This window comes from Frankia sp. AgB1.9, assembly GCF_016786355.1.
Taxonomy (GTDB): domain Bacteria; phylum Actinomycetota; class Actinomycetes; order Frankiales; family Frankiaceae; genus Pseudofrankia.
Genome location: NZ_JADWYX010000003.1, coordinates 114,763 through 135,483 on the forward strand (window position 1 = coordinate 114,763; position 20,721 = coordinate 135,483).

General features: G+C 67.8%; 20 protein-coding genes. 17 read left to right on the forward strand and 3 right to left on the reverse strand.

What is annotated here, in order from left to right:
- Positions 1-312: 312 nt before the first annotated feature.
- Complete coding sequence (locus I6A60_RS02220) at positions 313-1,620, forward strand: RCC1 domain-containing protein (protein WP_203023040.1); 1,308 nt, start codon at positions 313-315, stop codon at positions 1,618-1,620.
- Positions 1,621-1,835: 215 nt separating this feature from the next.
- Here the strand turns inward: I6A60_RS02220 and I6A60_RS02225 are convergent, their stop codons facing one another.
- Entirely contained in the window at positions 1,836-3,278 is a 1,443-nt protein-coding gene (locus tag I6A60_RS02225) for an ATP-binding protein (RefSeq protein ID WP_203023060.1), read from the reverse strand.
- Between the two features lie 495 nt (positions 3,279-3,773).
- Here I6A60_RS02225 and I6A60_RS02230 point away from each other — a divergent pair, with 495 nt between their 5' ends.
- The 6 genes from I6A60_RS02230 (at position 3,774) to I6A60_RS02255 (ending at position 10,822) form a co-directional block, all read left to right on the forward strand.
- The gene (locus I6A60_RS02230) at positions 3,774-4,706 is read left to right on the forward strand and encodes a carboxylesterase (RefSeq protein ID WP_203023041.1); all 933 of its coding nucleotides are present in this window, start codon (positions 3,774-3,776) and stop codon (positions 4,704-4,706) included.
- 353 nt (positions 4,707-5,059) lie between these two features.
- Positions 5,060-6,391, forward strand: a complete 1,332-nt coding sequence (locus I6A60_RS02235) for a glycosyltransferase (protein ID WP_203023042.1) — start codon at positions 5,060-5,062, stop codon at positions 6,389-6,391.
- Between the two features lie 576 nt (positions 6,392-6,967).
- Positions 6,968-7,243, forward strand: a complete 276-nt coding sequence (locus I6A60_RS02240) for a hypothetical protein (RefSeq protein WP_203023043.1) — start codon at positions 6,968-6,970, stop codon at positions 7,241-7,243.
- Positions 7,244-7,311: 68 nt separating this feature from the next.
- On the forward strand, positions 7,312-8,007 hold the full coding sequence (locus tag I6A60_RS02245; RefSeq protein ID WP_307838664.1) for a hypothetical protein: 696 nt from the start codon (positions 7,312-7,314) through the stop codon (positions 8,005-8,007).
- Positions 8,008-8,792: 785 nt separating this feature from the next.
- Positions 8,793-9,182: a hypothetical protein gene (locus I6A60_RS02250; protein WP_203055544.1), complete on the forward strand. Its 390-nt coding sequence runs from the start codon at positions 8,793-8,795 to the stop codon at positions 9,180-9,182.
- A gap of 509 nt (positions 9,183-9,691) precedes the next feature.
- Positions 9,692-10,822, forward strand: a complete 1,131-nt coding sequence (locus tag I6A60_RS02255) for a DUF4238 domain-containing protein (RefSeq protein ID WP_203023046.1) — start codon at positions 9,692-9,694, stop codon at positions 10,820-10,822.
- On the opposite strand, the gene I6A60_RS02260 is transcribed toward I6A60_RS02255, so the two are convergent.
- On the reverse strand, positions 10,771-11,790 hold the full coding sequence (locus tag I6A60_RS02260) for a hypothetical protein (protein WP_203023047.1): 1,020 nt from the start codon (positions 11,788-11,790) through the stop codon (positions 10,771-10,773). The two genes, I6A60_RS02255 and I6A60_RS02260, sit on opposite strands and share 52 nt — an antisense overlap.
- A gap of 790 nt (positions 11,791-12,580) precedes the next feature.
- Between I6A60_RS02260 and I6A60_RS02265 the strand changes: the two genes are divergently transcribed.
- The 8 genes from I6A60_RS02265 to I6A60_RS02300 all read left to right on the forward strand — a co-directional run bounded on the left by I6A60_RS02265 (position 12,581) and on the right by I6A60_RS02300 (position 18,959).
- Positions 12,581-12,973, forward strand: coding sequence for a hypothetical protein (locus tag I6A60_RS02265; RefSeq protein ID WP_203042544.1), 393 nt, complete (start codon positions 12,581-12,583; stop codon positions 12,971-12,973).
- Positions 12,970-13,278 carry a hypothetical protein gene (locus tag I6A60_RS02270; RefSeq protein ID WP_203023049.1) on the forward strand — a complete coding sequence of 103 codons (309 nt, stop codon included), beginning with the start codon at positions 12,970-12,972 and terminating at the stop codon, positions 13,276-13,278. The genes I6A60_RS02265 and I6A60_RS02270 overlap by 4 nt, the downstream gene beginning before the upstream one ends.
- Positions 13,275-13,967 (forward strand): DUF397 domain-containing protein, encoded by a 693-nt coding sequence (locus I6A60_RS02275; RefSeq protein WP_203023050.1) that lies wholly within the window; start codon positions 13,275-13,277, stop codon positions 13,965-13,967. The genes I6A60_RS02270 and I6A60_RS02275 overlap by 4 nt, the downstream gene beginning before the upstream one ends.
- A gap of 123 nt (positions 13,968-14,090) precedes the next feature.
- Positions 14,091-14,408 (forward strand): putative quinol monooxygenase, encoded by a 318-nt coding sequence (locus I6A60_RS02280; protein ID WP_203023051.1) that lies wholly within the window; start codon positions 14,091-14,093, stop codon positions 14,406-14,408.
- Positions 14,405-15,619, forward strand: a complete 1,215-nt coding sequence (locus tag I6A60_RS02285; RefSeq protein WP_203023052.1) for a helix-turn-helix domain-containing protein — start codon at positions 14,405-14,407, stop codon at positions 15,617-15,619. The genes I6A60_RS02280 and I6A60_RS02285 overlap by 4 nt, the downstream gene beginning before the upstream one ends.
- A 373-nt stretch (positions 15,620-15,992) precedes the next feature.
- Entirely contained in the window at positions 15,993-16,166 is a 174-nt protein-coding gene (locus tag I6A60_RS02290; protein WP_203023053.1) for a hypothetical protein, read from the forward strand.
- A gap of 628 nt (positions 16,167-16,794) precedes the next feature.
- A complete protein-coding gene (locus I6A60_RS02295; RefSeq protein ID WP_203023054.1) occupies positions 16,795-17,736 on the forward strand; it encodes a hypothetical protein in 942 nt (313 codons plus the stop codon).
- A 182-nt stretch (positions 17,737-17,918) separates the two neighbouring features.
- Positions 17,919-18,959 (forward strand): replication-relaxation family protein, encoded by a 1,041-nt coding sequence (locus I6A60_RS02300; RefSeq protein ID WP_203023055.1) that lies wholly within the window; start codon positions 17,919-17,921, stop codon positions 18,957-18,959.
- Positions 18,960-19,015: 56 nt separating this feature from the next.
- Here I6A60_RS02300 and I6A60_RS02305 read toward each other — a convergent pair whose 3' ends face one another.
- Positions 19,016-19,636 carry a DDE-type integrase/transposase/recombinase gene (locus I6A60_RS02305; RefSeq protein WP_238434597.1) on the reverse strand — a complete coding sequence of 207 codons (621 nt, stop codon included), beginning with the start codon at positions 19,634-19,636 and terminating at the stop codon, positions 19,016-19,018.
- On the opposite strand from I6A60_RS02305, the gene I6A60_RS02310 reads away from it, so the two are divergent.
- Both I6A60_RS02310 and I6A60_RS02315 read left to right on the forward strand, forming a co-directional pair.
- A complete protein-coding gene (locus I6A60_RS02310; RefSeq protein WP_203023056.1) occupies positions 19,569-19,922 on the forward strand; it encodes a hypothetical protein in 354 nt (117 codons plus the stop codon). The genes I6A60_RS02305 and I6A60_RS02310 overlap by 68 nt on opposite strands.
- 282 nt (positions 19,923-20,204) lie before the next feature.
- Positions 20,205-20,648: a hypothetical protein gene (locus tag I6A60_RS02315; protein ID WP_203023057.1), complete on the forward strand. Its 444-nt coding sequence runs from the start codon at positions 20,205-20,207 to the stop codon at positions 20,646-20,648.
- Positions 20,649-20,721 lie beyond the last annotated feature (73 nt).

The following is a 20,721-nucleotide window of genomic DNA, read 5'->3' on the forward strand; positions in this document are numbered from 1 at the left end:
CGGCGCCACCGCTGGCAGGATTTCCGCGTGCAACGACGACCGCGCTGACCGTTCCGTTTTGCTTCTGCGGTCCGGCAATCAGCGGTATCGATAGCGACGCACGCGGTCGGCCCGGAGGCTGCTCCAGCCAGGAAGCCCAGGTAACTGGTACAGGCACCGCACGGATTCGGCGCGCCCATGAATGTGCGGATAGCAGACCCTCCAATGCGGGCTAATTCGGGTCATCGACGAGGGGCAGGATTCATGCACGGGAAACGAACACGGCACGGCGGAGCCGGCCGGCGAAGGCGCCTGGTCGCGGTAGGGGCCGCGGTGGGATTGGCGGCGGCGGGCCTGGCGGTACCACTGGTGGCCGGCCTGCCCTCGCCGGCGGCCGCTGCGACCTGCCCCCCTCCGGCGACGACGCTCAACGGCGTCGGTGCGGTGAGCTGGGGGGACAACGACTATGGGGTGGTCGGCAACGGAACCGGTATGTCGACCTCCAGAACCCAGCCGGTGCCTTCACCGGTCCAGGTCAACGGCCTGACCAACAACATCTCCAAGGTGAGCATCAATAGCTACCACAGCCTGGCACTAACCAGAAGCGGCGGGGTGTTCTCGTGGGGCCTGGGAGGCCTGATCGGCGACGGGACGAGCACCGACCGGCCGGCGCCGGTCGCCCTCGCCGGCCTGAGCTGCGTCGTCCAGATCTCGGTGGGGCCAGCGCACTCGCTCGCGCTCGAAGGGGACGGCACCGTCTGGGCCTGGGGCAGCAACATGTACGGCGACCTGGGAACGGGGCCCGGACCCGGAAGCCTGGTACCAGTGCAGGTGCCTGGCCTGACCGGGATCAGCCAGATCGCCGCTGGCGGGCGCCACAACCTGGCCCTCGGCGCCGATGGCACGGTCTGGGCCTGGGGAGACAACCAGGCCGGTGACCTCGGCGACGGAACCGTGACCGAAGCCGACACCCCGGTCCGGGTCCAGGGACTCACCAACGTCGCGCAACTGTCCGCCAGCGAGTCCACCAGCTACGCCCTTCTGGCCGATGGCACGGTCAAGAGCTGGGGTGAGAACTCATTCGGACAGCTGGGAATCGGCAGTACCGACAGGTCCCCGCACACCACTCCGGTCGTGATCCCGGGCCTCACCGGCGTCACCCAGATCAGCACCGCGCTCGCTGCCGCGATCGCCTTGGAATCCGACGGCACCGCGCGGGCCTGGGGGGAGAATATCGGCGCGCTGGGTGACGGCACCCTGACCGACCGTTCCGCGCCGGCTCCCGTCGTTGGCGTCAGCAACGCCACCCAGGTCGCGCTCGGCGGACTGGGCGGCCTGGCGCTGCGTACTGACGGCAGCCTGCTCGTCTGGGGGGAGAACCTCGCTGGCCAATTGGGCGACGGCACGACCGGCAACGGCCAACACACCCCGCAGGTGGTACCCGGCCTGACCAACGTCCGCGCCATCGCGGCCGGTTACAGCACCATGCTGGTCACCCGGCTCGTGCCGCCAGTCGTCGGTCAGCCGGCACCTCCGCCGCCGACGACACCGGCCCCGGCGCCGAGGCCAACACCGCCACACACCTGCCCGCCACCACCTGGCGGACCGGACGCCCGCCCAGCACCCCAGTTCTGCACCTAAGACCGCCCCGGCAGGGTGAGCCCCCGTTTTTGGGGCTGGCGTGATCGCGGATTCAGCCCTCCGATGGTCGCGATCGGGGCTGATCCACAACCACTACGGTGCGCAAACGGCGATCACGCCACCGGGCCCACCTTGGCGGGCCCGGCACCTGCCTCTGGGTCGCCCGGTCCAGGCTGACGCCCTGTCTGGCTGGAAAATACTTCGCGCGGTGCAGGCTACTTGGGCGCTCGCTGGTAGACGGTCACCTGGCCCTTGCCGCCCTGCTGAAGCACCAGACCACGATCGCGGAGGCGGCGCAGGGTTTTGCGGAGGTTCGGTGCGCTGAGTCCTAGCTCGTCGGAGAGTTCGTCGACGGTTTTCGCCCGGGTAGCGAGGGAGTCGTAGACGCGGCCCTCTGTCGGTCCCAGCCTCAACGTGGCGGTTGTCCGCACCTCGGAAGCCTTGGCGACGTCAGGCGCGTGCGCGTGGAGAACGACGGTGAACCGAATACCGCTGTCGATGTAGTGGGCAGGTGGAAGCCCATTTTCGGCGAGGGCCTCGTTGATGGTGGGTATGCCGGTGGCGAGGGCCTCGATGACGCGGGCACCGGTTTCTGGGGCTCGGACGTGCTGACAGATAGATACGAGCCTGGCGTTCCGGGCTGAGGTCACGGCATCGCGGCCGAGACGGTCAACCGTGATGCCGTACAGACCGCCGGGGTTGCCGACGACGAGCCGGTCTCGTAGCAGGCGCACCTCGACGGCGAGTCCGGCTGACCAATGATCGAGGTCTCGGTGAATCAGCGCGTTGGCTACCAACTCGCGAAACGCGACGAGCGGATAGACCGGACGGTCATGGACCGATCCGTCCAACTCGGCGACGATGGCGGTGTCGAAGGTGCGGCGAGCCCATGCCAGTGCCGTGTCGAGCATGCGGGGGATCGGCCCGCTGATCGTGATCTGGTTGCGTGCCCTCGTCGCGGCCGAGTCGGTTGGCAGTGGCTGCGCGGCGGCTTGGACGACGTACCGAGGAAACCACTGCTGGGGATGAACTCCCAGCGCGAGGAGTCCGGCGACGGTGGGTTGCCCCGCGCCGACTGTCACACCAGCTCTTCGCAGTAGTTCGGCGTCGTCGGGGAAGCGGCCGAGGCCGGACGGGTCGCGATCCCGCACCGAAGCGAGGAACGCGTCCACGAGTTCGACGTCGAGGTCGTCCAAGTTGCCGTCCTCGACAGGTGATCGATCAAAGTGCGGTGGGCGGCGTCCCGCGAGGAAGCCTTGCTCCTCGAGGCCGGACAGGGCGTAGTCGCCGTCGTATGCGCGGAGGTATGCGGTGCCTGTAGCGGTGACGCGACACGGCTTGGTTGACCGGTCGCACTCGTGGACCTGCGCGACGATGACAGGGGCGCCGTCTACCTCGGCATCGTCGATGGTGAGACGGACCGGCGGAGTGAAGGCGCGGGCCTTGGCGGCGAGGCCCTGCTTGAGCGTCTGTACGTCACTCAGGCCGACAGCGCGGAAGCCGGTCTTCTCGTCGAGGCCCAAAATGATCGTCCCGCCGCCTGGCTGGTTCGCCAGCGCGCTGAGCGTCGAGGTCAACGAGCTAGGCAGACCGCCTGCGGCGGACTTGACCTCGACCTCGGTACTGTCGCCGCCGGCCGCCCGCAGCCGCCTGATCATCTTGTCCACGTCTTGGGGCACGCCTAAATGTAACCCCAAATGTAACTGTCGGGGTTACATTTGGGGTTACATTTCCTTGGCTGTCGACATGATCTTGTGGCTGCCGGCTCGCTGTCCGCCGTCGACCTGCACCCGAAGCTGCCAGAAGATCATACTGGTGCCATCTCCGGCCGGCCGCGTGTGTGGGTAACCGGTGGTCAGGTCTAAATCGACCCTCCAACCGGTGCCGTGACCGTCGCGAGGACCAGACCGGGAATGAAGCCGAACGCGATCGTGGCCAAACGGACAGGTGGCCCGTCCGCGTTCCCCGCCCGCCTGGGAGCCAGGCGAGAATGGCAACGCCGGATGTGGCCTCGTCGACGGTTCGCCGGGAGGACCCGACGGCCGGCGAAGCGGGGTGCGGCCCGCACGGGTCCGCACTGGCCAGGCATCTGTAGCCGCGGGCACTACCGATGTCTCCCGGCCAGCCAGGTGATACGTGGAAGGCGGAACCAGATGGCCGGTCGCGGGTGGCGCACGCCGTCACGGCGGCGCGGGACGACGGGGCTAGCACCGCTGCCATCGACCGCCAAGCCGTTCCAGCTGACCCCGGATACCGGTGGTCGAGACAACCCGGTCGGGGTGCTGGTCCTGCACGGGATCACGGGCACGCCACACAGCGTGCGGGCATGGGGCGAGTACCTCGGCGCGGCGGGGCTGGCAGTGTCCTGCCCGCTGCTGCCCGGCCACGGCACCCGCTGGCAGGACCTGGCCGCCACAGGGTGGCGCGACTGGTACCGCGCCGCCGACGACGCTTTCGCCGAACTGCACGCCCGCTGCTCGTCGGTCTTCGTGATGGGCCTGTCGATGGGGGCCACGCTCGCGCTGCGGCTCGCCGAGGAACACGGCGTCCAGGTCGCCGGCGTGGTCACCGTGAACCCCACGCTCGGCACCGACCGGCGAGGAACCAGCCTCATCCCGTACGTCGCGACGGTGCTCCCGTCGGTAGGCGCATCGCCAGCCGGCGGCCGGCTGTGGGGACCGAAGTACAGCGACATCAAGGCTCCCGGGACCCAGGACATCGGCTACGACCGGTTCTCCCTGCGCGCCTTCGCCTCGCTGCGCCAACTGTGGGCCGTCACCCTGCCTGACCTGCACCGCATCGTGTGCCCCGTGCTGACCTTCCGCAGCGTGACCGACCATGTCGTCGAGCCCAGCTCCGGGCGCCGGCTGCTCGCCGGCGTCACCCACGCGCCTATCACCGAACAACTCCTGCACGACAGCTACCACGTCGCCACCCTGGACAACGACAAGGAACGCATCTTCGCTGGCAGCCTCCGCTTCGTCAGGCGCCCCCCCACCGCCTCGGCATCGGTACCCGCCGCGGTGCCGGCGACACCCGATTCCGACGGCTCCCCGGACCGACCGGCTACCAACAGGCTTCTTTGATCTCCCATCGCCGAACCCGATGCTTCATCCGCGCGGGTGATCGCCGGCGAGGCGGTGCCCAGGTCGTGGTTGGTTCGTCTCGTCGCCAGGACGCCCCACAGGCGGTCCTCAGCGGGACGGGCATGGCTCGCGGTGATTCGGCGGCGGCTGTGACCAGGCGCGTACCCGTCCTGGAGGCGACACGTAATCGGGCCATATCGTGGCGCAATCCGTGGCAACGGGCTGGCCGGCGCCGGACAGCGCTCCTCCCCGTCGCCACCCGCCCCAGCCTTCCCGGCGCAGTCGTCGGGGCCGCCGTCCCTGGCGCTACTCGCGAAATCCCGCGTGGCCCGTGCAAAGGAGCCGTCACCACCATGGGCCAGATTCTGGTCGTCACCTGGAACGGCGGGGGAAACGTGCCACCCGCGCTGGGTGTCGCCGACGAGCTACGCAGACGAGGCCACGATGTCCGGGTCCTTGGGCAGATCGACCAGCGCGCCGCTGTCGAGAAGCTCGGCCTGCGCTTCGAGGCCTACCAACGTGCCGCGCCGCACCTCCCGCTGGAACGGGCCGGCTTCGCCCGCTGGGCAGTGGAATACCTGCGGCTGTTCACCGACCCCGGGGTCGGCGCTGACCTCGCGGCGTCCCTGGACCGCGACGGGGCCGACGTCGTCGTCGTCGACGCCATGCTGCTCACGGCGCTACGCACCCTGCAGCGTCGTCGCACGCGCCACGTCGTGCTGCATCACACCCTGCACGGCCACATGAGCCGCAACTGGGCGTTCTGGATCGGACTGGTCACCAGACTCGGTGGACTACCACCCACCGCCCTGTGGACGCGGGCCGACCGGGTACTCGTGCCAGGCATCGCCGCACTCGAACCGCGCCCCATCCGCCAGCGCAACGCCCGCCTGACCGGCCCGATCTGGCCCGTCGGCGTCTCACCCGTCCCGCACACCGCGACCGACCGCATCCTGGTCAGCCTCAGCTCGATCTTCTACGCCGGACAAGGCGCCACCCTGCGCTCCGTCATGGCGGCAGTCGCCGACCTGCCGGCGCATGTGGTACTCACCACCGGCCGCGCCCACACACCCACGGAACTCGACGTGCCCGCCAACGTCGAGGCACACGGGTTCGTCCCCCACGGCGACATCCTGCCGCAGGTAAGCATGGTCGTCGGCCACGGCGGCTACAGCACCACCACCCAGGCCCTCGCGCACGACCTACCGCTCGTCGTGCTGCCCGTATCCGCCGTCGGCGACCAGCCAGCCGTCGGCGCGGCCGTCGCGCGCGCCGGCGCCGGGCTCGTGGTGCGACGTACGGCCCCGGCTACCGTCATCCGGGACGCGATCTCCCGGATGCTCGACGACGGCCCACACCGGGCGGCAGCAGCCCGCCTCGGCGCCCAACTCCGCGCCGCCAACGGCGCGACCACTGCCGCCCACGAAATCGAATGCCTTCTCCCCAGCCCGCGGAGTATCAGCTTCGACAGCAACCCGAAATACGCCGAGCCAACCCACCCGCCTATCACCGCCCAGCCCTCTCACCCAAGGCCACCGACTGGCGACGCCAGCACACCATCCGACAGCCACCCCCAACGCACGGCATCGATCAACCGGCAACAGGAAACGCCCGCCACGGCTACCGACTCCCAGCTGGTCTCAGGCAGCCCGACGGTCATTCTCCGCGGTGGCGACGCGCCCTAGTCACTCGACACATTCAACCGGCCAGCACATCGGCCGCACGCGGCCAGCCGACGCGCCACTACGAACCAAGGGCACACCTCGGCAGCTACGGCATTAGTTCGGGTTCTGTCGGACCCAACACCCCGGAGGGCACGGACCTGCGGTAGTCCACCAGTGACAAAACCGCAGGTGACGCCACTATCACGCTCCCACGATCCCGGCGGCGCGTAGCGGCGAAGAAATCGATCAACGTATTTGACCAGCACAAATAGTGAGACGAAGATCATTTAGGTGTGCCCCCGGCAGGAATCGCACCTGCGGCCTACCGCTTAGGAGTGCCACGGTGGGCTGTTCACCGACGTCCCCGGCCGTCCGGCAAGGGCGCCAACGCGGCTGGTGGCACCGTCGTGACCGACGCTGAACAACCACGAACGAGATCAAAACTGAGACCACGCAGCGGACGTCTCAACAGGCCTTGGTCGGCCCTGGAGCTGTCGCGAGCATGGCCAGCGCACTCTTCCGGCTCGCCAAGTACCCTAGAGGTACTGGAGGCACCGACGGCCCGGCCGCTTGGGTCGGAAGGGGACGGATGCGGCGATGATGGAGCGGACGCCCCGGCAGCTTGCGGTCAAGGTTTCCCCCGAAGGGGACAAGCTGATCACCAGCGGTGCGCACTACCTGCACATGAGCAAGAAGGACCTCGTCGAGGCGGCGGTTGCGTACTACCTGGACGCGCGCCGTGAGGAGATGCAGTCCGGGATGCGGGAACTGCTCAGCGAGCTCGACGGTAGCCGCGCGTCGCGGATCGCGATGCTCGCCGGGATGACCCGCGCCGAACTCGACGCGGTCGGCGGCGTCGACGAGGACGACTGACGGTGGCCAGACAGGCCCGGCCCACACTGCGCTGCCTACGTGAAGATCTCGCCTTGGCGGTCCCGCGCGTGGACACGCCTCTGGAGGACATCGGCCATCCCCTACTCGCGAAGGTCAGCGATCGCTTCGCCGATGACGACACGCCGCAGGAGCGGATCGCCGCGGTCGACGATCAGGTGCTGTTCAAGGCGAAGGTGCAGCGCTGGCGCGGCGCGGTATGGGTCGACGCCGGGATCCCGTGGCTGGTCGCTGCCGGGCAGCGCGAGGAAGGCTCGCCCGATGACTTCTACGCAGCGCTGGCCGCACGCGCAACCGCCGCGCGGGCACGCTACAACGCCGGACACTCGCCCGCTCTGACGACAGCGACCTACACCGGTGACCTGCTGCCCGGTCGGCAGGACGAGCTGAGATGGAGCGCCGAGTCGGCGGTGCGCGCCGAGCGCACGCTTCGGTCGGCGGTGCATCGGCTGGTGCGCGAATCGCTGCTGGACGGCCAGGAGCACGCCGTCATGCTCGACGGCGCGGCGCTCGGCATGCAGATCCTCGCGGACCAGGGTCACGAGACCTATGTCGCGATCCGCATCGTCGGCTCGGTTCCGCGACGGCTCGTCGCTACGATCCTCAGCCTCGTACCCGGATGCCAGGCCGACGCGTGGATGTCCGACTACGCCATGCCCCAGCGGGCGGTGGCCCCCGAAGAGCAGATCTGGTCAAACATCATGGACCCGGCCGAGGCGGCGAAGTTTCTCGACCAGCAACCGTGAGCCTGCCGTCCTGCTCGCCGATCGATGCGGGCCCGCGTCCTCGCGGCGGTACTTCACGACGGCAGCACAGTAGGCCGACGATGCGTTCTCATTCTGAAGGTGCCACTCGTGTCGTGATGGAGGTCATGGGCTCGTCGTAGGCGAGTATGGCCGTCCGCTGCCAGCGCGTGCCGACAGAGGTTCTGACGGGCTTCGCCGACCTGGCCGACGGACTCCGTGGGCAATCGCCGACGCCGGGCGCTCGTGCTGACGGGAAGCCGGTACGACTAGACCGAAATGAGACCATGCGGGCCGCTGGGCGACCGGCGGCCCACGTTTGCGCTGGTCAGGCATGGAAAGTGCCCCCGGCAGGAATCGGACCTGCGGCCTACCGCTTAGGAGCTGGCACGGGCTGAGCAGTGCGCCGACCTGCGTCGTTGCAGGTCGGCAGCGCCCGTTTCGTGCAAAGTTGGTAGGCCATCGTGGATCTTTCAGAACCGGTCGCCCAGGCCTAGCCGGTCGTGGGCCTGGCGGGCGCGCCGGTCCTGGGCAGCGGCGCCGTAGCGGTCAAGACCGGCCTTCGGCCGGAATAGCCTCGGGGCTCCGCCCCGAACCCCGGCCCTCCCTCCGGAGGTAGCGGAAGATCGAACTCGGGTGAGGGGGTGTGATGGTCGGGTCCGCTGGCCCCCTCCGCCGATCGGGCACCCGGGGTAGGGCAGAGCCTGCCCGACCGACGGAGGAAGCCAGCTCAGCCCGAACCCTGCGGCAAGGCCGCAACTCAGTGAGAGGTCGGGAGAAGAGACCGCATGAGAATGCCCATTCCTCCAGATGATGGTGGGCAGCAGTGGCCGACGGACAAGCTGACCGCCCTGCGGCTCGGTCAGCGCTTGGTCACCGAGGTCCCGTCCTCTCACCCTGGTCGCAGAGCGTTCATCGACATCACACCAGTTACCGCGCCAGTCGACACACGAGCCCGCCAGCAGGGCTGGAAGCGAACAGATCTCGCTCGCACGTTCCGGCTGCAGCACTGGGACTACGCCGCCGACCGCATCCTCGGCTTTGACTACGACATCGGAGCCGTCCTGGTCAAAGACGCAACCGCCGCTGACGAGCCGGAACTCACCACCACCCTCGAAGCATGGCGCCTTGATCCCGGCCAGTTCCTCTACCCATGGCAAACCGACGACCCGAAGTAGCCGCACCGGACAGAATCCCCGGACGTCTATCCACCGGCGCCGCACGCGCCGCGCACGTCCAGGACCCGGCGGCCCACCGCGCGGCCGCCTGCGCGCGGCGCCGGCGCGCCGTGCTCGGCGGGCGCGTCGGACCGCCACCCGGCCGCACCCGTCGGAGCATCGCATGTCGAAAGTTAATAGGCCTGCGACCGGAGCACTTCACCGCGTTGATCGCCGATCAGCGCAAACGTGCAGGTCAGGCGGCCAAAGTGCCCCCGGCAGGAATCGGACCTGCGGCCTACCGCTTAGGAGTGCCACGGTGGCCCGGTCGCCACCGTGTCCCTCGGTTCAACACGCCGGTCGGGCGACTCCGGGACACAGTCGCGATCGTTCCTGAACGACGGTGAACGAGACCAAGTCTGAGACCACGGGCACGCCAGCTGCAGCCTCGCGGGAGCTGGCTTCCCTGTGCCCAGTGCGGGGTGCTGGCCGCGCCGGGCCAAGAGTCACGCCAGGGGCATAATCGACCGATGGCGAAGCACCACTATCTCCCAGCGACCTACCTAGGCGGCTTCTCCGTCGATACCAACCCGGTCGGACGTAAACGCCGGGTATGGGTGCTTCGACGGGGCAGCCGTCAGGCACGTCCAACTACTACGGAAAATGTTGCCGCCATCAATGGCTATTATCTGTTGAAGGGCGGTAATTTGCCGCCATCAATGGTTGATGAACTCTGGACCGCCTACGAAGCAGATCTAAATTCTGCGATCAAAAATCTCGCCGACCCAACGGCGAGATCGGTCCAAGCTCGAACTTGGCTACGAGTCCTACTGCCGTTTGCCGCTGGCATTTTCGTCCGTGGTCCAGAATTTAGGCGCCGATTCGAAGAGTCACCCCTCATTCGGGAGGTATCCGAGGCGCTTGGGGAAGATCACGGCTGGGTCGTCGACAATGCGAATGGTGCCAGAGTCAGGGCGTTACACCGCATACTCGCGCCGCTCATGGCGGCATCTTGGACAGTGTTTCACTGCAAAGGGGTGCCCGTATTGACCGGGGATCTCGGTTTCGCCAACCACTTTTTTTCCGGGTACGGAGAAGGAGGGTGGGTAATCCCGCTCGACCGGAAGACCATCCTGGCGATAACCCCCAAAAAGGAAGGCGCTAGCCGCAAGATTCTCTTCGATTTCGGCCATGGAAGATGGCTGGCTCCCATCGAACGAGTCCATCTACCTGTCGACGCTCACATCGAATTTAATTCATGCTTGGCCCGCGTCACACAGGAATTCCTGGTCGGGCCAACCCAGGACTCGGTCGAGCTGATGAGACCCGCGTTGAATGAACCTCGCGGAGTTCCAGCGACGATGGCGATGCTGCCGTCGCATCGCATGCAGATAGTCCACGAATTTGAGTGGCATCGCGCAGTCAGTGCGATTCAGCATCCATCGGACTCGCCAGCACTCCAGATCAACGAGGTTGACCTAGAAGAAATCGCCCGCGGATGGAGTCCGCCGATGGTTATCCCCACCAACCTTCCCGTATTTAACACCAGGCTCCGGCGGAGGGGACGCTCCATCGAATTTGGGTTAGAGGGGGTACCCGGCTTCACCGATTACGTGCCCGGCCCATTCCCGTGGGAGCTTGACCGAAACTGGTCGGGCTGAGTTTCCTCACCATGTGGTTTCCGATATACACTTCGCTTGCCTCTTATTCGCGGCCCCACATTGTCGGTCCGTGTCCACCGGCCGAGTGCTCGTGCGGCATCAGCTAGCTCGTCATTGCTCAACTGAAAGATTGAGTATTTTATTGGCGCGAAGTTTCGTAATCCCCACATCCACATATCGCTGTTTCGCGTTCGATTCGTGCCGGACACGTAGTCTTCGACTACGATTTTGGCCCAGTAGCTGGTCCCTAGTCCGCTTACGAGCGCGCCGTTTACTTCACGCCCGAGGTCTTGTGTGATCGAAAATGCAGCGAATATCTCGCCAGTGCCGAAGGTTACTCGTCCATCCCTGACTATAGCGTCAACGCTCCGCCAGCAAAGCCCTTCCCAGCGCTCTTTGGCGTGAGTCGAGAGAGATGAGATTGCGGTTTCGAGGTCCTCCGAGGCGACACCGCCTCCATGAATCTGACAGTTTCGCATGCAACGGAGTAGATGAAAAATCTCAAGTGTAAGTGCTGGGGGTTGGAGGTCAAGGGACTCGAAAACGATTTCGTGCATATTCCACGGGCTGATTTTCTTCTTGTGGGTCTTGAGAGCTATGTCGGCATCTTTCATCATAGCGATCGAGTTCATTACGAAAGCTTCGTGGATGGAGAGGGCGTAGGGAACGGTTACGGCACCCAGGTGGTCCTCTGCATCCACTAGGAGTTTTCGGGCCTCCTCGGTGATCAGATTGAATCGTCGAATATGGGGAACTGCTGGAAAAAGTTCGTCCAGTGGGCGCGTTGACCCTTCGGTGAGAAGGAGGGTGTGGGCCGCGAGATGCGATCCAGCGAGGAGGGCCATAATTGCATTGTTCGCGGCTGCCCGCGCTTGGACGTACACCTGATACCCGGGGAACCTGACTTCGCGAAGGGCCGGCCTCTTGGACCCCTCTCCCGATTCCGCGCCGTTCGGTGTAGTCGTCATCCCTGGAACCCCTCGTTACAAGTGTCCGGCTTGATCTCTCGACCGTTCCGGCACGGCGGATGTCGACTTACCAGGGCGACGATCCCCGTACCGCGCGACCTTCACGTCAGACTAGGCCCTACGCTGAAACAGGCTCTCAGTGCCGATCTCATCCGTGATATCCCCGAACGCGGGTCCACCCGCGGGTGTCGTAGTACCGGCAGAGCCGTGTATTCGCGGTCACGCAGCCTAGACGGACGTGGGCTCACGCGATCCTGGAATGTTGTGGCTGATCAAGCTATCACGTGTCCCGCAGGGTCGACTGAGAGCTTGCGACGCGCCGGCGAGCACGGCGCGTCAGCGCCGCGCGCAGCCGTCGCCCTTCTCTCTTGGATCAAGCACTCGCCACATGGGCGGCGCCAAGTCTGCAAGCCGGGGGTTGGCCTACGTCAGGGTGCGCGCTCCGTGCGCCCGGCGTCAGTAGAGGCGCACAAATAGTGCTGGGTAGTCGAAAGGGTGCGGTCGGTACTACCGTGACGGTGGGGTTGCGGACCGATAGAGCGCGCCGAGCAGATGGGCGTAGGTGCACTGCGGCGACCCCTCAACGACAGGGAGGAATCGGTCGATGGATGAGGGTTCCGCGGGGAGTCCGGCGCACGCCTCTCGCTTGGTGATTCCGGTGGCGATCCAGCCATCGCACCAGGAGGAGAGCTGTGGTGACGGACGGGTGGTGACAGTCGAGTTGGACGGCAACGGGCTGGGACCTGTTCCGGTAGACGGGCAGCCGCGGCAGCTCCCCGCGGGTGCGGGAGTGCTCGTCGGCGCGTCACCCATGCCGACGTTCGTTGCGGCCAAGCGGTTTTGGCCGGACAGTGTGGCGCGGGCGCTGGCGGCCCGGGGTGAAGGGCGCGCGTTGACGGTCTGCCCGACGCTGGTCTCTCCCGCTGGGAGCGTGCTGGCGCTGGAAGTCGCGCGACTGCTCGTCGATGAGCGCGGACTGTGGGACGGCCCGGGTGCCGTGATCACGTGCGCGGTACGACCCCCGTGCGCGCGGGACGCCGGTGTGGTGATCGTTCCGCATCCGGTGATCGTCACCGCGGATGGGGCATCGCGGTCCTGGGTGGTCTGGGAGATCACTGACAGACTCCGGGTGCCCGCGCTGCTCGCGGGTCTGAGTCGGACCCGGCCGGCGGTGGCCGCATGAGGGCCAACGGCCCGGTGGCTACCGTCACGGTGGCCCCCGGTTCTACATCTGCCGAGCTAGCCGCGCAGGTCGCCGCGCTCCCCGATGGGGCGATGCTCGTCGGCATCTTCGGCGACACAACGATCATCCTTGCCTACGCGCCAGCGGACGATGTCGCGGCCGACCGGGACGTTCTCGCGGCCGTGGTCGCTGCTCTCATGCCCGACGCCTGGAACGGCTGGAGCGGAACAGCCACGCCCCGGCGCCCCGTCGCGCGGACCGCCTCTGCCTCGGCCACCGAGCCGACACCGGCCGACAGTCGATGACCCGAGGCACTTGCAAAAGTACGCGTCGCGCAGAGGAGATCACCCTGTTTGATCAGCGATGGCGTTACCCGGTCACCGAGGCTGCGTACCGGCCGCCGGACCGGTGGCAGGACCTGTCCGCGCTGACCTGGCAGACGTCTAGCTTCAGCGCGGACGTGCCGGGCAAGGCGCTGCGGGTCGCGTTCACCCGGCCGCCCGAGGCCGGGGTGTTGCTGCGCGACGCCACCGACCCCGCCGTCCCCATCGCCCGGGGCGACCTTGTACTCGCGCTCTCGCCCGCCGAGTGGCACGCCTTCCTTGATGGCGTCCGCGCCGGACAGTTCGACCGCCCCGCCCCAGAACCGGCAGCCCCCGACGCGCCCGCACCGGCCACGTGGCGGGAAGCCGGCGGGCCGACGTGGCAGGTCTCCAGCTTCGGCCAGGGCCTACGGGGCACCCCGCTCCTGGTCGCGCTTCCCCAGACGGCCACGCCCGGGGTATGCCTGCGCGACGTCATCGACCCCGGCGGCCCCACACTCACCCTCCCGCCCGCCGCGTGGCATGCGTTTCTCCAGGGCGCCCGCGCCGGGGAGTTCGACCACCCCCCGCCGCACGACGCAGAACGTAACGGCCGCGACACCCCCGCTACCGGTGACTCTCGCCCGAGCTGCGCCGACGATGCCGAGTCGTTCCGAGGCGAACACCCCTGATCGACACCTCGTTGACCAGCGACCCGGTGGCCGAGTCGCACTGTTAGTGCGGGGTGTTCGCGGGAATGCGACCTGTGGCAGGATCGTTGGACTCGGGACGTCCATCCACAGGGAAGAGGATCTATGTTCGGCTTGGTGGTCCGGTTCAGTCTGCGGCCCGGTGCGGCGGAAGGATTCGACGGGCTGGTGGCTCGGACGTTGCCGCTGATCGTGTCGTCCGAGCCGGGAACGTTGCTATACCTGACGCACACCGTTGATGGCGACGCTGACGCCCGGATCTTCTACGAGGTCTATCGGGACCGCTCGGCGTTCGACGAGCACGAGCGCCAGGACCACGTTCGGGCCTTCCTCTCAGCGCGCGAAGAGTTCCTGTCTGGACCGCCGCGGGTTGAGTTCGTGACCGTTGCCGATGGCAAGGGCCTGCCGGCCGGTGCGCGATGACAGATCCGCTCCCTTCGCTCGGCGAACGGGTCGCGTTCTACCGCAAACGACGCGGACTCTCTCAAGTCGAGCTTGGCCGCCTGATCGGTCGCTCGGAGAGCTGGGTTTCGCAGGTTGAGCGGAACACTCGCAAGGTCGACCGCCTGTCGGTGCTCGCTCAGGTCGCCGAAGTGCTCGGCGTTCCCGTGTCCGATCTCGCGCCAGACGCGCCGGCCGAACCCGTCGAGCCCGACGCCGAGTCGTGGCGGACCGCGCTTCGCCTCGCGCTGACAGGTCATCCCGCGTTGCCGCTGCTGTTTTCAGGGACGGCGGGGGAGGTGTCGTCCGCGGGGGACGCCCAGGACCGCGCGGACGACGCCTGGTCGCTGGTCCATGCGTCCCGCTACACCGACGCCGGCCCGGCACTCGTCCCGCTCATCAGTGAACTGGAATCCGCGGTCCGCTCCGCAGTGCCCGACCAGCGGCCGGCGGTCGCTCGGGCCTTGGCTGCCGTCTACCAGGCCGTCACGGAACTGTTCGTCAAGGTTGGTGACATCGAGGTTGCGTGGCTGGCCGCGGACCGCGCGCTGTTCGCGGCCGAGCGCGCGGGGAACCGGGGGCTGGTGGCCGCCGGCCATCACCGCCTGGCGCACACGTTCCTCAGCGCTGGCCGTCTTCAGCAGGCCCGGCATGCCGCGACGGTGGCCGCGGAGGCGCTCCGCACCGGCCCGGAGGGGCTGGGAGTCGAGGGACAGTCCGCGCTAGGCGCGCTGTGTCTGGTGCGGTCGATCATCGAGGCCCGCCGCGGCGATCGGCGCTCGGCGTGGCAGGCCATTGAGGAGGCTGAAACACTCGCTGGTGTCGTTGGCGCAGGTCGGAACGATTTCAATCTTGAGTTCGGCCCGGCGAACGTGGCGCTGCATGCGGTCGCGGTTGCGGTCGAGCTGGGCGACGCTGGCGATGCGCTCGACCGCGCCGGCCGCGTCGACACGACCGGGCTGTCGGCGGAACGGCGTGGCCGCTTCCTGGTGGATGTGGCGCGCGCCCACGCTCAGCGCCGCGACCGCGGGGACGCCATCGCCGCTCTTCTGGAGGCCGAGCGCATCGCGCCTGAGCAGATCCGAGACCACCCAAAAGTCCGCGTCCTGGTCCGCGACCTACTCCAGGACCCTGGATGGCGCTCTGACCAGGACCTACGCGGCCTGGCGGACCGATGCGGGGTCGTCGCGTAGGGACCCGTAGATAAAGTACTAGACAGCACTCAAAATACGACACATACTTTGAGTGCGGGTTGGCGGCACCACCGGCGCCGCCTTCTCCGTTTCTGGGGGACTCCACCCCCCGGAACGGCGGACCCCGACGCGGTGACTCCACCACCGGCCGGGGTCCTTGATCCGACCCACTTGGAGGTCAGACCAGACATGAAGCTTCCTCGTGCTCGACCGACCATTGCCCACCAGCAGCGGGCGCGCGGACCTCCAGGCGTTGCAAAGGCGGCGCGAGCGTTGGGCCCGGGGACCGCCTCGGCTATGTGAAGATCTGGCGATGCGTATGGCTTGGTGGCGGTTGGTCCTGTTCGCCGCTCTCTCGGCTTGCCCTCCGTTGGTGGTACCGGAAGCCAGCGAACGGTTCGGTGCTTGGACGGGCGACGGGCACGACGGTTATGCAGCCGCGTTCGCGATGGGCGCCCTCTACACGATTCTCGCCGCTCTGATCTTCCGGCCGAAGAAGGATCGCGGCCAGGGTCGCGCCGAGGCCACGGAGATCCCGCACCCGTAGGGATCGCGTGGCGCGCCGCACACGCCATGCACGGCCAGCTCAGCCCGAATCTTGCGAGAGGTCGCCGGACCGAGCCGGAATGTGTTCCTGCTGTCGATCACAGCAAGTGTCGAAACCGCTATGGCGCGGGCACTCGATGTCGTCGCTTGCCGGGCAGTACTAGAGGTCCGGGCACTGGCAGTCATGGACGACGCGCGACCAAGCGCGCTTGACCGCCCGCAGATGACGGCGGCGACGGAACCGATTCACGCACGTCACCTTCTCGCTATCGCGCCGCACACGCCGTGCACGGCCAGGACCCGACGACCCGCCGCGCAGCCGCCTGCGCGCGGCGCTGGCGCGCCGTGCTCGGCGGGCGCGTCGGGCCGCCACCCGCCCGCGCCCGTCGGAGCGTCGCACCGTTGAAAGTTAATAGGCCTACGACCGAAGCGCTTGGCCACGATGATCGCCCGGCGTCGTAAACGCGCTGGTCAGACATGGAAGGTGCCCCCGGGGAGGCTCGGACAGCATCATCGCGTGTTCAAGCGAGGGCCGCCTTGGTGGTGTCGGCGCGTGTGCCGGTGCCTATTACGCCGGGTAGTGCCTCGGATCTGGTGGGTGCGCGGGCGGTTGGCGGGGGTGGCGCCTGATGGCTCCCGATGGTGCGACCGCGACGGGACAGCGGCCGGCCGGCGGTGATGTGACGGTCACGCTCGTCACGGTGATCATGGTTGTGGTTGTGGGTCTGACGTTTGCGTTTGGGTTCGGCAACGTGTTCCAGCTGGGGTTGCGCCTCGGGGTGCCGGTGTGGGTGGCGCCGCTGGTGGCTCCGGCGGTGGATCTGTCTGTGGTGGGCCTTTTGTTGGGGACGCGGCAGTTGGCGGTGCAGGGTGCGCCGGTCGAGTTGTTGCGTCCGGCGCGCCGTCTGCTGGTGTTTTCGAGTCTGGTGACGTTGGCGTTGAACGTCGCCGAGCCGGTGATCGCGGGGGAGTACGGGAAGGCGGCGTTCGACGCGGTCGGACCGGCTTTGCTGTTCGGATGGAGCGAGGTCGGTCCGGGGTTGTTGCGCGCGATGCGCCACCCTGTGCCGCTATCCGCTGCCATGGCCGAGTCCGATCGGCGGCCGGTGGAGGCTGGCACACCGGCGCGGTCCGCTGTCGTGCCGGTGGTCCCGCCGGTGCGGGTGGTCCGGGAGGTGGCGCCGGTGGCGGCGGTGCCGGCGCAGTGCGCGGCGGACGGGTCCGGTCCGCTGGTGGATGGTGGGCTGTTGGAACGGGCGCGGCGTGAGGATGCCCGTTACTGGGAGGAACACCGTCGGCCGATCTCCTCGGACGAGCTGCGCCGGCGGCTGAAGGTCGGTTCGAAGCGGGCGCGGGCGCTGGTGAAGGAGCTACGCGCCGACGCCCACCGGGTCCTCGGCGAACACGCTTCGATCGACCCGCCCTCGATCGCCACGGCTTCGTTCCCGCCACCTGCGCACAGCCAGCCCGCGGACGGGGACGCGGCGGACATCGTCTCGGACGATCTTGATCTGGTGGACCTCGGTCCCGTCGAGCGGGCCACGGCCGGCCTGCTCGCCACGGTCGGGTAACGGCCCCCGCCGGAGGGGACAGGCACGCATCCCGCGTGCCAGCGGGCGGCGCATCCGGACACGGACCTGCGCCGGCCCGCTCGCCCGCGACCGGCCCCAGCTTCCCGTCCTTCCCTGCCTGTCTGTGCGATCTGCCCCACCCACCCTCATCTGACTGACCAACCCTTAAGGAGACCCCACTCATGATCACGAATCCGCCGCAGCAGACCTACCTCGGCCGCCGTAACTACAACCGTCCCGCCGCCCGCGTCGTGTCCTCCGGCGAGCACCAACTGTGGCTGGCCCGCCACCTCACCCCACGCGACCGCTGGATCGTCCGGATGATCCACGAACACCGGGTCCTGACGACCCACCAGATCGTCGAACTCGGCTGGGAGACCCGCCGCTCGGCGAACATCCGTCTGCTGGAGCTGTACCGCTGGCGGGTCCTCGACCGCTTCCAACCGCTCGCGACCAGCGGCCTGTCGCCCATGCACTACGTCCTGGACATCGCGGGCGCCGCGGTGCTGGCGCATGAGGACGGCCTGGACCCGAAGAAGATCGGCTACCAGCATGACCGGGCCGTCGGTATCGCCCACTCCCTGCATCTCGCGCACCGGGTCGCGGTCAACGGGATGTTCACCCGGCTGATCCACCACGCCCGTCAGCCTGAGTCGCCGGCTCGGTTGACGGCGTGGTGGTCCGAGGAACGGTGCGCCCGCTCGTTCGGGGACATTGTGCGCCCGGATGCCTATGGCCGCTGGAAGCAGGGCCGTGGCGAGGTCGAGTGGTTCCTCGAACTGGACTTCGGCACCGAGACCCTCCGCCGCCTCACCTTCAAGATCAACGCCTACGATCGGCTCGCGCAGGCGACCAACATCCACACGCCGATCCTGATCTGGACCACCACCCTGCGCCGCGAAGCGCGTCTGCGCGACGTGCTCGCTGAGGCGCTGCGCGGCCTCGACCATCCGGCGCGGGTCCCGATCGCGACGACCGCCGCAGACCTCGCCGAACCCGACGAGCATCTCGATGCCACCCTCACCCGCTGGCTGCCCCTCGCCCGGCCCGGGACCGGTCGCCTCAGCCTGGTTCAGCTCGCCGGCCTCTGGCCTCCCACCGCCAGGCCCCTCACGAGACCAGACAGGACCGAAACCGATATTGACGTCGAGCCGCCGAAACGGCTACATCCACCCCAGCCGATGCCACCGACCGGGCTCGATAATCAGCAAAGCGCGGCCTGAGCTTGGCCCCTGAGCACGGACACCTTGGGGGTGCCCCCGTTGCCTGGACACGCTGGTCAGGAGTTCGTGGTCGGCTGGTGGGCCACGGATTCGAACTCTAGCGGGGTCTGCCAGTCGAGAGCGGAGTGGCGTCGACGGCGGTTGTAGAACCCCTGAATGTACTCGAAGATCGCATTTGGCGAGCTCGACGCGGGTGTTCCAGCCTTGCCGGTTGAGTAGCTCGGTCCGCATTCGTGCCCAGAACGCCTCCGCGACCGCGTGTTGTCGTAGGCATCCCCGACGGTGCCCAGTGAGGGTAGGAGACCGGCGCGATGGGCCCGCTCGGTGAAGGTCCACGAGGTGAACTGGGTGCCGTGGTCGGCGTGAATGATCCCGCCGGGGATCTGCTCGTCGTTGCTGCGGGACTCGATCGCCATCCCGAGCGCCGAGGTCGCCAGTTCGGCGCGGGCCCGTGAGTCGATACCCCAGCCGACGACGCGGCGGGAGAAGACATCCAACACGACGCAGCAGTAGACCTTGCTCTCGCGGGTGGGGTGCTCGGTGATGTCGGTAACCCACAGCTCGTTCGGCCCGTCGCGGTGGAAGTCCCGCCGCACCAGGTCGGTGACCGTGACCGCCGACGGCACCTTCTTCGCCGCCCGCCGCAGCGGCAGCCCAGCGAGCCTTGCCCTGCGCATCAGCACCGCGACCGTCTTACGCGACACGACCACGCCCTGGCCGACCTACACCACCCCAGAACTCCTGGATCTCATCTCTGCCCGCCGCCGTGTACTCGGCTGCGGCGACCAGGCCGAGCAGATCGCGGAGAGAATCATCGAGGTCTGCGGCGACCAGCTCGACCGCTGGCAGGCACTCCCCACCGCCAGCGCACGCCAAGATCCCACCGCCGATGACCTTCCAAGCCTGGCTGGCGCAGCTCACCGACCCGAGCTGACCACCAGGCCCCAGCGGCCTGCCCTCTAACCCTGGGTGTCGCGCAGGTAGGTCGGTTGACCGTGACGGACCTGGGGCAACCGGTCGAACCGACAGGCCGGCACGCTGGCATCGGCTTCTTCCTGAAGACTGACCTCATCGCGTTCGACGACCGCCTCTCGCGGCGAGCTTGAAGCTCATGCTCACCGGAGGCGGTGGTCCGAGCGCGGTGAACACAGGTACAGGTATCAGCTCAGATGTCGACGTGCAGAGCGGGCTCTTGCTGGTAGGCCGCCGTGTGCTCGTCGCGCGAGTGGGATCAGGAGTAGCTCCGTGAAACTCACCATGATCCTCTGTGACGCCGCCCAGGTCGCGGAGGGCAAGCTGTACATCCTCGGCGGTGGTTGGAACATCATCGGCCCGTCGCCGGCCCCGTCGGCCCTCGGCCTCCTGATCGAGGTCCCCTGGGACAGAGCGAACGCGCCGTTCACGCTGCGCCTCGCGCTACACGATCAGGATGGCGCGCCGGTCATCCAGCCGGGGCCGGTCGGGCCTCAGTCGGTACAGCTCGAAGCGACTATGGAGGCGGGTCGTCCCCCCGGTCTGACTGACGGCTCTCCCGTGCAGATCCCGCTAGCGATCAGCGTGCCGCCGCTGGCACTGGCCGCGGGCACACGCTACCGATGGGAAGTAGCCATGGCCGGCGAGCCGGAACGCGAAGACTGGAACATCAGCTTCCAGACCAGGCCAGCCACACCGCCGCTCACACCGCCCTAGGGCCTGTTTGAGAAGTGCGTGGGCTGGTCGGCTGTGGATCAGGTGGTGAGATCCGGCCGGAATGATCCGTTGT

Bases quoted from the DNA above. Each gene is read 5' to 3' on its own strand.
- I6A60_RS02260 (WP_203023047.1), bottom strand. From the start codon at position 11,790: ATGACGACTACACCGAACGGCGCGGAATCGGGAGAGGGGTCCAAGAGG.
- I6A60_RS02225 (WP_203023060.1), bottom strand. From the start codon at position 3,278: ATGATCAGGCGGCTGCGGGCGGCCGGCGGCGACAGTACCGAGGTCGAG.
- I6A60_RS02255 (WP_203023046.1), top strand. From the start codon at position 9,692: ATGGCGAAGCACCACTATCTCCCAGCGACCTACCTAGGCGGCTTCTCC.
- I6A60_RS02305 (WP_238434597.1), bottom strand. From the start codon at position 19,636: ATGCGCAGGGCAAGGCTCGCTGGGCTGCCGCTGCGGCGGGCGGCGAAG.
- I6A60_RS02235 (WP_203023042.1), top strand. From the start codon at position 5,060: ATGGGCCAGATTCTGGTCGTCACCTGGAACGGCGGGGGAAACGTGCCA.
- I6A60_RS02250 (WP_203055544.1), top strand. From the start codon at position 8,793: ATGAGAATGCCCATTCCTCCAGATGATGGTGGGCAGCAGTGGCCGACG.
- I6A60_RS02275 (WP_203023050.1), top strand. From the start codon at position 13,275: ATGACCCGAGGCACTTGCAAAAGTACGCGTCGCGCAGAGGAGATCACC.
- I6A60_RS02300 (WP_203023055.1), top strand. From the start codon at position 17,919: ATGATCACGAATCCGCCGCAGCAGACCTACCTCGGCCGCCGTAACTAC.
- I6A60_RS02280 (WP_203023051.1), top strand. From the start codon at position 14,091: ATGTTCGGCTTGGTGGTCCGGTTCAGTCTGCGGCCCGGTGCGGCGGAA.
- I6A60_RS02295 (WP_203023054.1), top strand. From the start codon at position 16,795: ATGGCTCCCGATGGTGCGACCGCGACGGGACAGCGGCCGGCCGGCGGT.
- I6A60_RS02240 (WP_203023043.1), top strand. From the start codon at position 6,968: ATGATGGAGCGGACGCCCCGGCAGCTTGCGGTCAAGGTTTCCCCCGAA.
- I6A60_RS02285 (WP_203023052.1), top strand. From the start codon at position 14,405: ATGACAGATCCGCTCCCTTCGCTCGGCGAACGGGTCGCGTTCTACCGC.
- I6A60_RS02230 (WP_203023041.1), top strand. From the start codon at position 3,774: ATGGCCGGTCGCGGGTGGCGCACGCCGTCACGGCGGCGCGGGACGACG.
- I6A60_RS02270 (WP_203023049.1), top strand. From the start codon at position 12,970: ATGAGGGCCAACGGCCCGGTGGCTACCGTCACGGTGGCCCCCGGTTCT.